At 54.2% G+C, this 9,312-nt stretch carries 11 protein-coding genes and 1 pseudogene; 2 read left to right on the top strand and 10 right to left on the bottom strand.

Features of this window, described 5'->3' with window-relative positions; translation table 11 throughout:
• Positions 1-88: 88 nt before the first annotated feature.
• A pseudogene (locus tag ACR0NN_RS17370) lies at positions 89-211 on the top strand (IS3 family transposase); the annotation flags it as partial.
• 390 nt (positions 212-601) lie between these two features.
• On the opposite strand, the gene ACR0NN_RS17365 reads toward ACR0NN_RS17370, so the two are convergent.
• The 10 genes from ACR0NN_RS17365 to ACR0NN_RS17320 all read right to left on the bottom strand — a co-directional run bounded on the left by ACR0NN_RS17365 (position 602) and on the right by ACR0NN_RS17320 (position 8,817).
• Positions 602-1,717 carry a cytochrome c peroxidase gene (locus ACR0NN_RS17365; protein WP_170724728.1) on the bottom strand — a complete coding sequence of 372 codons (1,116 nt, stop codon included), beginning with the start codon at positions 1,715-1,717 and terminating at the stop codon, positions 602-604.
• 8 nt (positions 1,718-1,725) lie between these two features.
• A complete protein-coding gene (locus tag ACR0NN_RS17360) occupies positions 1,726-2,031 on the bottom strand; it encodes a hypothetical protein (protein ID WP_170724730.1) in 306 nt (101 codons plus the stop codon).
• Between the two features lie 68 nt (positions 2,032-2,099).
• Positions 2,100-2,906: an amidohydrolase family protein gene (locus ACR0NN_RS17355; protein WP_170724732.1), complete on the bottom strand. Its 807-nt coding sequence runs from the start codon at positions 2,904-2,906 to the stop codon at positions 2,100-2,102.
• Between the two features lie 21 nt (positions 2,907-2,927).
• Entirely contained in the window at positions 2,928-3,794 is an 867-nt protein-coding gene (locus ACR0NN_RS17350) for a dioxygenase family protein (protein ID WP_170724734.1), read from the bottom strand.
• Positions 3,795-3,804: 10 nt separating this feature from the next.
• Positions 3,805-5,109, bottom strand: a complete 1,305-nt coding sequence (locus ACR0NN_RS17345) for a TRAP transporter large permease subunit (protein ID WP_170724739.1) — start codon at positions 5,107-5,109, stop codon at positions 3,805-3,807.
• Positions 5,106-5,657: a TRAP transporter small permease subunit gene (locus tag ACR0NN_RS17340; protein ID WP_170724742.1), complete on the bottom strand. Its 552-nt coding sequence runs from the start codon at positions 5,655-5,657 to the stop codon at positions 5,106-5,108. Before ACR0NN_RS17340 ends, ACR0NN_RS17345 begins: the two co-directional genes overlap by 4 nt.
• Positions 5,658-5,687: 30 nt before the next feature.
• Positions 5,688-6,761: a C4-dicarboxylate TRAP transporter substrate-binding protein gene (locus tag ACR0NN_RS17335; protein ID WP_170724746.1), complete on the bottom strand. Its 1,074-nt coding sequence runs from the start codon at positions 6,759-6,761 to the stop codon at positions 5,688-5,690.
• A gap of 35 nt (positions 6,762-6,796) precedes the next feature.
• Entirely contained in the window at positions 6,797-7,252 is a 456-nt protein-coding gene (locus ACR0NN_RS17330) for an OsmC family protein (RefSeq protein ID WP_170724924.1), read from the bottom strand.
• Positions 7,253-7,270: 18 nt separating this feature from the next.
• The gene (locus ACR0NN_RS17325; protein WP_170724748.1) at positions 7,271-7,936 is read right to left on the bottom strand and encodes a malonic semialdehyde reductase; all 666 of its coding nucleotides are present in this window, start codon (positions 7,934-7,936) and stop codon (positions 7,271-7,273) included.
• Positions 7,933-8,817 carry a fumarylacetoacetate hydrolase family protein gene (locus ACR0NN_RS17320; RefSeq protein WP_170724751.1) on the bottom strand — a complete coding sequence of 295 codons (885 nt, stop codon included), beginning with the start codon at positions 8,815-8,817 and terminating at the stop codon, positions 7,933-7,935. The genes ACR0NN_RS17325 and ACR0NN_RS17320 overlap by 4 nt, the downstream gene beginning before the upstream one ends.
• An 84-nt stretch (positions 8,818-8,901) precedes the next feature.
• On the opposite strand from ACR0NN_RS17320, the gene ACR0NN_RS17315 reads away from it, so the two are divergent.
• Positions 8,902-9,288, top strand: coding sequence for a YciI family protein (locus tag ACR0NN_RS17315; RefSeq protein WP_170724753.1), 387 nt, complete (start codon positions 8,902-8,904; stop codon positions 9,286-9,288).
• Positions 9,289-9,312: the final 24 nt, after the last annotated feature.

Genomic DNA, 9,312 nt, shown 5'->3' with positions numbered 1-9,312 from the left:
TAAGTTCCCCGGCCTCAATCCGCACCGCCTCCATCCGGTCAAAAAAGGCCTTGTTGCCGTCCAGCTCCTCGGCGCATTCATAGCCTGCCAAAAGTACGGTGGAATGTGCGCGGATCAATTGAAGGAACTCAAACGCCTTCAAAAAGAGAATGAGCGTCTTCGAAAGGCCATCTCGGATCTTACCCTGGAAAAACTGAGCCTGACGGAGGCGGGCATCCGCATTCGCCACGTGGCAGATTAGCAGGAACAGGCGCCTTCGGCGTCTGATCTGCAAATCAGCCCTGATTTTACCAAAAGGAATTCAGGATCAATGAAATCAGTCTAGGTGCTGGATGAAGGAAGTGAGGGGAAAAAGTCAAGGTTCTGTCGCTGGTGGCATAACTATCTGTCGTCTGACACAAGGTGTGTGGAACGTCACTGATACTTGACCCAACAGACATCCAAAACCTCAACAAATCGGCCGATCACGTCATCCATTTCTGACCCTAACGTCAAGCAATTCTGACCCAGATCGAGCAAAAACCTCTCATCGGCACTGCTAACGATAGTCGCCGAACCAGCTTGCCAAATAGCCCGTTCCCGGGCGTCAAACACAAACGCTTTAATGAGGTGCCTTGGACAGCGTGACCAAAAATGCAACTAAGTCTGCAATCTCCTGCTCAGACAAATTCAATTGCGAGAGAATGGCTTCACCGTCGGCGTGCAACCTTTCCGTATCAATACTGCTGTAATGGCGGATCACGGCGTTCAGATCATTAAGGCTGCCGTCATGCATATAGGGCGCGGTTTCAGCCACTCCCCGCAAGCTGGGGGTACGAAAAGTTCCAAAATCAGAATGGCTCCTACGCACGTTTCGAACTGCCCAGGCACCTTGCTTATCCGGATCGTCACTCCAGTTGCCGGCCAGCGTGTAGGGGCTCGAGAGTAAAAAATTCAACCCACCGAACCGCCCTTCGTCGACCTCGGTTTCATTCAGAAAATATGGTACACCAGCATCATGGAACTCATTGTTGGAAAACCTCGGGCCGTTGTGGCAAAACACGCAATTCCCACGCCCTAAAAACAGCTGAAGACCTCGCTGGGCTGCTTCGGGGTAGTTCGCAGCAGCTGGAAAATCTCGGCGCTCTAAGGCATCGCGAAAATCGTCAAACTGCGTCCGGTCGGTAACCAAAGTCTCCAAGTAGGCCGAAAGGGCTTTTGCAGTATTCACCAGAACAAGCTCTGGGCCTTGATTTTGGATTTCTCCAAAAATAGCTTCAAAATCATCAATGTAGGCACTTTCAGAGATTGCTGTTTTTAGGCTTTCGGGGCTATGCGCCATCTCTTGTTCTTCGATGATCGGGTGCAGGCTGGCCGCCCAAAGATTATCGCTTTTGCCGCCCCATCCGTACCAACGGAGACCGGCAAGGTTCCGAAGCGATGGTGAATTCCTGTCTAACAAGCCTCTGCCGATCGCTCGAGCCTCCGGCGTTGTAAAAGCCTGTTCAGGATCATGACAACTGGCACAGGAAAACGCCCCGTCGAACGACAGTACCGGATCATTGAATAAGGACCCACCAAGCTTAATCGCTCTGGCGTCATTGGAAACCCCGTTGCTTGGGTCAGACTGGAAGGATGGTGGCCACGGTCCAAAGGAAAGCGTTTGTTCAATTTCGTCTTCTGACAGCAAGACCTCGGCACGCACCGCACTGGTCAGGACCATTAGCGCCGCTGTCATCCAAAGCTTCATTTCAGCGCAATTTCTGACGTATAGAAAATTGATTGGCCATTGATGTCGACATCAACCTGCAGCTCCCACAAACCCGGCATGTGAAACAGCATATCATCAACGCGGAACGTTCCGTCGCCCAAGGCGGTAACTTTGGGGGTATAGTTCATTCCGTGTTGATGAGCAGGCATGATTGCATCCGCACGCATTTCGCGCACGGCAGTTCCATCGCAAATTGAAACCAGAACGGAAAACGGTCGAGCTAATGGAATTTCATCGACAACCAGATAAACGTCCGGTGCGTTTTGAACTTCCGAATTCATGCGTTGCCCCGTAGCGTCGCAAGCAGCGGCCGCGCTGGAGCAAATCATGAACCAGACAGCGCAGCGGGTCATTCTAATGCCAGCAAACGTTCTGCGTTGGCATAGGCGATGTTGTCCGCAATCTGGTCCGGCAGCAAATCCAACCATTCACGCGAAAAATCGGCATGTGGTCCTACGTAATACCATCGTTCCGGGGCAAATGTATCCGTTCCAACCATGAAGCGATCTGGATGAGCTTCGAAAGCCGCCTTCCAATCCGGCTCAACTCTGCCTCGTGAGACCATGTCTGAACGAAACGCCAGGTCGGCCCAAAGCCTGGGATACGTGTCCAGCGCGTCAACAACGCTTGCTGGATCATCAAAGCCAGAGTGGGCCCACAGGACACGAGCTTCAGGCCAGGTTTCGAAGATCAGGTCGACGGCCTCTCGATCGCCGTGGTGGTGTAGAATGAGGTTCCGCTCCTTGGCCAGTGCAATCATACGCTGGACGACCGGCGTTTTGATATCGTCGCCGTAAGCGTGAAACTCGCCGATGGCTTCGTAGTCGTTCTTGGCAAGATTTGTTTCCAAATAGTCGATTACAGTTTCATCGTGCATCCAGGTGTTGATTTCACCGCGACGACGGTATGGGCGCAACGCTGGAACAACGATGTCCGGTGCCGCGGCCAACAACAGCTGAGTGCCATTATCGTCTGAGCTGGAAACCAGCGCTTTTCGAACGCCCGCGTCCCGAAGAATTTTGGCCACTTGTTCTGGAGGAACCAGTTTGACGGCGTCGTGGCTATAATGAATATGCGCGTCGAAGATCGGGCGCTCTTGTGCGATAGCGGTACTGCAAAACAGCGCAGCTCCCAAAATCAAGATACGTTTCAGCACCTCAAGCCTCCTATCTATCAATCAGTCCTTGGCAAGCGTCACGTCGAAATTCACATGCAAGTAAGGTTCAGAGATCTTACCAGATAGCTCCATGCCATCAGGAAATTCAGAAGCTGGACGTTCAAAATATGTCATCACCAGATCGTCGCGCACACCAAACACCGTGTCTTCATCCAGATAGGGATCATCGTCGGGAAATATTTCCGTCACCAGCGAGCGATAACCGGGGGCCTTGATGATGTAGTGCAAGTGCGACGGTCGCCAGGGATGGCGGCCACAGGCGCGCAGGATATCCCCGACCGGCCCGTCCGATGGTACAGTGTATTCCACTGGCTTGACAGTGGTGAAAGCATAGCGGCCATCTGAGCCGACCGTCATCAAGCCATGAAAAGAATAGGTATCCTGTTCCTCATCCTGACTGGCGTAAAGCCCGTTTGGCGCGGTTTGCCAAATGTCGAGCTCAGCACCCGCAATCGGATTGCCCTTTGTATCCCGGATCACGCCTTCGGCCAGCAGAACCGGCCCTCCATAGTGACGTTTCATATCGCCACCGATCGGCAGCGGGGGTGCGCCGGAGACATGGAATGGGCCCAGTACGGACGAGCTGGTCGCGTCGGGACTGGAATGCAGCATATCCACCAGCGACGACAGGCCCAGCACATCTGACGCCAGAACAAACTCGTGCCTGTCCTCAGTCTCTACCGCAGCGCATCCTTCCAGAAATGCAATCCCGGCGCGCCATTCGTCATGTGTCAGATTGGTCTCACGGGCAAAGTCATGAAGATGTCTGACCAAAGACCCCATGATTTCGCGCATCCTCGGTTCGGTGTCCGCGGACAAGTACCCCATAAACACGTCGGTTATGTTGTCTTTGGTGACAGTACGCATCTGTGCCTCCTTAAATCAGGGCAAGGCTGAGGATCGGGAATTCGATCAGGATGAACAGGACAATCAGCATTACGAACGCAAATGGCAGCGCACCCATGAACACGTCCTTCAGCGATATGCGGTCATCGTTAATCGTAGATTTGATAACGAAGCAGGATATGCCTAGCGGCGGGGTCAATAGTCCGATTTCAGCGCCGACAACGGTGATGATCCCGAACCAGATCAGCGACATATCCAGAGCTTCGGCCATGGGCAGAAACAGCGGGACAACGATCAGAATGATCGATGCAGTATCCAGAAGTGTTCCAAGGAAAAGCATTAACAAAACGTAAAGCAGCATGATCGACCAGAATGACGCGGAATTCCCTGCAAGCAGGTCCTGCAATTGGTTGGGCAGCCCGGCCAGCCCCAACATTCGACTATAGATCGACGCCGCCGTGATCAGAAACAGGATCGCCGCCGTGATGTGACCGGTTTCCAGCAATGCGTCCCAGAACGCTCTTGGTGTCATCGACTTGCGCACAATTGCGATGATCAGCGCCACCAATGCACCGGCGGCACCGGCTTCGACCGCTGTCAGCCAGCCAGTGTAGATACCGCCGAGCACTACAGTGATGATGAACAATGTCGGCAAGGTTTTGGACGCGATCTCACGCCCCGACATCCATTCGGTATCTTCGACGACGCGGCCACCGACGAATGCTGGGGTGAATCGCCCCATGACCCAGATCGCGGCGACATAGGCGATCGCCAGCATGATCCCCGGAATGACGCCCGCAAGGAACATGTCCCCCACGGATTGCTCGGCAACAAAGGAATAGATGATCAACATGGCAGATGGTGGGATTATCATGCCCAACACCGAGGACCCCGCGACCACGCCAACCGCAAATCGCGGGTTATAGGCCTGCGCCATCATTTGCGGGACCGAGACCTTGGTGAACACAGAGGCGGATGCAATGGACGACCCTGTCACCGCCGCAAAGACGGCGTTGGCTCCGACGGTTGCCATACCGATACCGCCTTTGACCTTGCGAAACCGCATGGTCATAACTTCGTAGATATCCCTGCCTAACCCAGCTTTTGAGACGATAAGTCCCATAAAGGTAAACAACGGGATGGTCGCGAAACTATATTCCATCGCGCTGTCGCCAACCGCCACTTTCAACAGGTTGAGCGCCAGTGTGAAATTGTCCCGCATCAGCCAGATCGACACGAACGAGACCACACCCAAAGCAATTGGAATGTAAACGCCCGCGTAAATCAGGAAAACGATAGCGACGACCGAGATCAGGCCAATCTCAATCGGCGTCATTCTGCGGCCTCGTCATGCTCAGGGGTGCGGACAAGCTGCCGGCGGTCTTGCGCCGTGACGACCTTAAGCAGGAAGATCACGCAGGCAAGCGCAGTACCGCACGCGATGACCAGTTTGACCGGCCACCATGGCAGTGTGAAAAGACCGGGTACTCCGAAATAGTCCTGCGTCTCCCACATATGAAGAAATTCGGGAAAAGTCACATACGCAATCAAAGCCATAAAGATTGCCGATATGGCGTTGATGATGCGCCTCAGGCTGGCTGTCAGACCCGGGCGGCGATGGTGCAGCAGGTTCAGGAACCCGTCTGAGCGCGTCAGCCGATCCACTCTGACGACGTCGGCCAACTGCAAAAAAACGATCATCACGACCGAAAACTGGACCATTTCGTAGGTCCCGCGCAGAGGGGCTGAAAACAGACCGCGCGCAATGACGTCGACATTCAGAATGACCACCAACGCAAGGACGACAAGCGTACCCAATGCGTTGGTGGCGATAGCAAGCGAATTGGCGACCCGCGACAAGCCAGCAACTGCGGTCTTCAGCATGAAAGGCCCCTTTCGTGGATCGCCAGCCGGTTATTTGGCCGTCCAATCGCGTACTCCGGTGAAACCGGCATCCTGAAGCTTCCCTATATAGGCGGCCAGCATTTCTGTGCCTTGCTCACCATTATCGTTCAAAGTCGCAGCCCATTCCTGTGCGACGTTCGGCATTGCATTTGCCCATGCCGCTCGGTCTTCATCCGAAACCTCGACAATGGTTCCACCGGCCTCGACATACGCATCCCGTGAAGCAGCAGCCCGGTCCATCGCAATACCGGCGACATGGTCGCGGTAGTCGATCGCGACAGCCTTTAACACATCTTTCACTTCATCGGGCAATCCAGCCCAATAGTCCGAGTTCACCGTGATGGTTTTGGAGTTCACAGCGCCCAGATCAGCCTTGAGCATATAAGGGGCAACTTCAGCGATCTTGAACGTTTTTGCTGCTTCAGGCCACAGCATGCCGCAATCGACCAGACCGGTCTGAAGCATGTTGTAGAAATCAGTCAGCCCGCCACGTACACCCGCAGCATCCTTTATGCCTTCAAGATACCGCAGGTTTAACCCTGCTCCGGCAATCTTGCGGCCCTCAAGATCGGAAACCGATGAAACAGGTTCCGTGCAGAATATCTGATAGGTATCGAGCACAACACCGGTTGCCAGATAGACCTGGTTTTGCGCGGCGAACTCGTTTTGCATTGCCGGGAATTCACGAGCGATTTCATCCACGGCTTTGGCGACGGCACGAGAATCTGAAGCAACAAAGGGCGTCGAACCGGAAATGCCCTGACTGGGCAGCTTGGATGAATGGAAGATGGTCGTAACGATGCCTATGTCACCAAGGCCCAGTTGAATCCCCTCTAAAACGCCCTTCGGCTTAACGATTGAACCGCCATAGTTCTCTTGCCAGTTCATCTTGTAAGCGCCGGACTCAGCCAGCCGTTTGTCCACTTCGGGAATGAAGAAATTGGTGAATTCTTTCACCCACAAAGCCCGATCCGGGTATCCGTCTATGACAACTGCGGAAATGGTTTCCTCGGCGGCAAGAGGTAATGCCATGGCACCCGCCAGAGCGGCCCCCGCAAGGCTACGTTTGGTCCAGTTCTTCATTTCTCTCCTCCCAGAAAGTCGGGTCCTATAGGTTTTTATTCGTTGGTTTTGACCCAGTTGACGGTCAGGTCCGTGCCTGCCGCTTCGAACAGTTTTGCAATGGCGCAATACTTGGCTGTTTCTTCGCCTACGCGCGCCAGCTCCTCCTGGCTGGCGCGCGTATCGCAACGTACCGTGAGTGTGATTTCGGGAAAGGGTACGTCGATCTCTTCTTCCATCAGGACACCACGACGATCCAATTGGCATTTTGCATCGATTGTCACGGTTCCCAGGTCAATTCCCAGCCGCTTGGCATTCTTGTGACCAATGACATTTGTGCAGGCGATCAAAGCCGCCATTGCGGTTTCGGTCGGAGAAGGGCCTAGATTTGTTCCGCCGCGTTCGATGGGTTCATCGACAACAACATCAAGATCGCGAATTGGTATCTCGGTGCGCGCAGGTGTCGGGCACTGAGCTGTTGTGCGGTACGTCACGACAGGCTTCATCTTCATAGCCACTGCGTCACCTCCTCATGCATAAGAGCAAACCTTTTCGAACGGAAACCGTGGAAGCTTGTGGAACAATCCGGTCTCGTCCGCGTAGCCCAGATTGCAAAGAAAATTGGACTTGAGCGTCGTGCCTGCAAAGAATTCCTCGTCGACGATCTTGTTCGAAAAACCTGACATGGCGCCGACGTCCAACCCGACCGCCCGAGCCGCAATCATGAAGTAAGCGCCCTGAAGCGTGCCATTGCGAAACGCGGTGTCGGCTACGTAGTCGGGCTTGTTTTCGAACAATGGCCGGCGGTCTTCGTGCGGGAAAAGAAAGGGCAGTTCCTTCCAGAAGTCCGTGTCATATGCAATGATCGCCGTGACCGGAGCATCCATCATCTTTGGCACATTCTTCGGCTTTAAAGACTTTGCAAGCCGCTCTTTCCCTTCGGGACTTTTCACGAAAACGAAGCGCGCGGGCAACGTATTCATGCTGGTCGCGCCGTTGATCGTGATGTCGTAGATCTCTTCAAGCAACGCATCAGAAACTGGCTTGTCGGTCCACGCGTAGTGAGATCTGGACTCGCGCAGGATCAAGGCAATTGCATCGTCCGACAAACGCGGAATGCGCTCACGAAGATCACGATGGTCTTGCTGCGCCTTGGCGCGAAGTGCTTCAAGCTCTGTCCCTGTCGGTGCGCTCATGCTGCGGCCACTTTTGATTTGGCATCTTTTTCGTCGATGATCGGGCTGGCGCAAACGCCAATGCCCTCAATCTCGACTTCGACGGTTTCGCCCGGTTTTAACCAACGAGGATTTGGCTTCTTGGCATGGCCCACGCCCGGCGGCGTTCCCAATGCAATCAGATCACCCGGTTCGATGGTCATGAACTCTGAAATTGTCGCAATCACCTGACGAACACCCCAGATCATGTTGGCGGTATTCGAACTTTGAAGAACCTCGTCGCCAACGCGGCTTTCAATCTTCAGGCCCGAAGCGCCCTCGGGTAACTCATCCTGAGTCACGGTGAAGGGGCCAATTGCACCCGTGTCGTCAAAATTCTTACCCGGTGTCCATTGTACCGTTTTACGCTGATAGTCCCGCACCGACCCATCGTTGAAAACCGTATACCCAAACACATGGCCCAACGCGTCCTCTTCCGAGATATGGCGACCGCGTTTACCGACGATCAACATCAGCTCCGCTTCGTAGTCGAAATGCTCGGAAGCCGCCGGTCGCACCATGGGCTGGCCCGCCGCCATGACCGAATTCTTACCGCGCATGAACAGCGTTGGATATTCAGGGATGTCGTAGCCGCCCTCTTTGATGTGATCCGTATAGTTCAACCCCATGCAAATGATCGTGCCGGGTGACGCCACGGGCAACGCCGGTGTGATTGAGGATAACGGCACACTATCTGCCGAGGTGACTTTTTCAGCCAGCGAGTCGGCCAGACCAGGCTTGCTGATCACGCCCATCAAGTCGGAACCGACGGCAGGGTCCAAAGCCGTTAGATTCACTGCGTTTTCACCGTTCACGGCAAAAACCGCTGTGCCTTCCGAAGTCTCTCCCACCAGGTATTTCATTGTCACCTTCCATATTAGCTTGCTTGATTTTTGCCGACTATTTTGCCATATGTCAAATAATATCGATATTTTTGGAGGCCGCAAATGGTTGCTTGGGCAGACTACAAATCAGAAGCAAAAAGCCGCGGTGCGCTTGCTTTGGAGCTTTACGTCGCACTGAGCACGCCAGCCAAAGCACCCGAAGATGTAAAGGCGTCACTGCCAGATCACTTGGCGTATCAGGCGCAGCTTGAACATTCGGGGCAGCTGGCTTTTGCGGGTCCAATGTCGGATGAAACCGGCGAGCATATGCAGGGAATGGGCCTGATCATCTATCGAGCCGACAGCCTTGAGGCCGCGCGGAAACTGGCCGAGGACGACCCCATGCATAAAAGCGGGGCGCGCAGCTTTGTGCTGCGTCGCTGGATGATCAACGAAGGCTCGCTGAACCTTTCGGTTGGCCTATCGACTGGAACGAGTGCCCTCAGTTAAGAGCTCCCAAGAGTTTGAGCCGCA

Source organism: Ruegeria sp. BA2, from assembly GCF_056539605.1.
Note: the sequence above shows the minus strand (reverse complement) of the source record. Positions and strands in the feature narration are given on the sequence as shown.

Coding starts and splice junctions, on each gene's coding strand:
- ACR0NN_RS17335 (WP_170724746.1), bottom strand. CDS start 6,761: ATGAAGAACTGGACCAAACGTAGCCTTGCGGGGGCCGCTCTGGCGGGT.
- ACR0NN_RS17340 (WP_170724742.1), bottom strand. CDS start 5,657: ATGCTGAAGACCGCAGTTGCTGGCTTGTCGCGGGTCGCCAATTCGCTT.
- ACR0NN_RS17360 (WP_170724730.1), bottom strand. CDS start 2,031: ATGAATTCGGAAGTTCAAAACGCACCGGACGTTTATCTGGTTGTCGAT.
- ACR0NN_RS17345 (WP_170724739.1), bottom strand. CDS start 5,109: ATGACGCCGATTGAGATTGGCCTGATCTCGGTCGTCGCTATCGTTTTC.
- ACR0NN_RS17320 (WP_170724751.1), bottom strand. CDS start 8,817: ATGAAATACCTGGTGGGAGAGACTTCGGAAGGCACAGCGGTTTTTGCC.
- ACR0NN_RS17315 (WP_170724753.1), top strand. CDS start 8,902: ATGGTTGCTTGGGCAGACTACAAATCAGAAGCAAAAAGCCGCGGTGCG.
- ACR0NN_RS17330 (WP_170724924.1), bottom strand. CDS start 7,252: ATGAAGATGAAGCCTGTCGTGACGTACCGCACAACAGCTCAGTGCCCG.
- ACR0NN_RS17365 (WP_170724728.1), bottom strand. CDS start 1,717: ATGACAGCGGCGCTAATGGTCCTGACCAGTGCGGTGCGTGCCGAGGTC.
- ACR0NN_RS17350 (WP_170724734.1), bottom strand. CDS start 3,794: ATGCGTACTGTCACCAAAGACAACATAACCGACGTGTTTATGGGGTAC.
- ACR0NN_RS17325 (WP_170724748.1), bottom strand. CDS start 7,936: ATGAGCGCACCGACAGGGACAGAGCTTGAAGCACTTCGCGCCAAGGCG.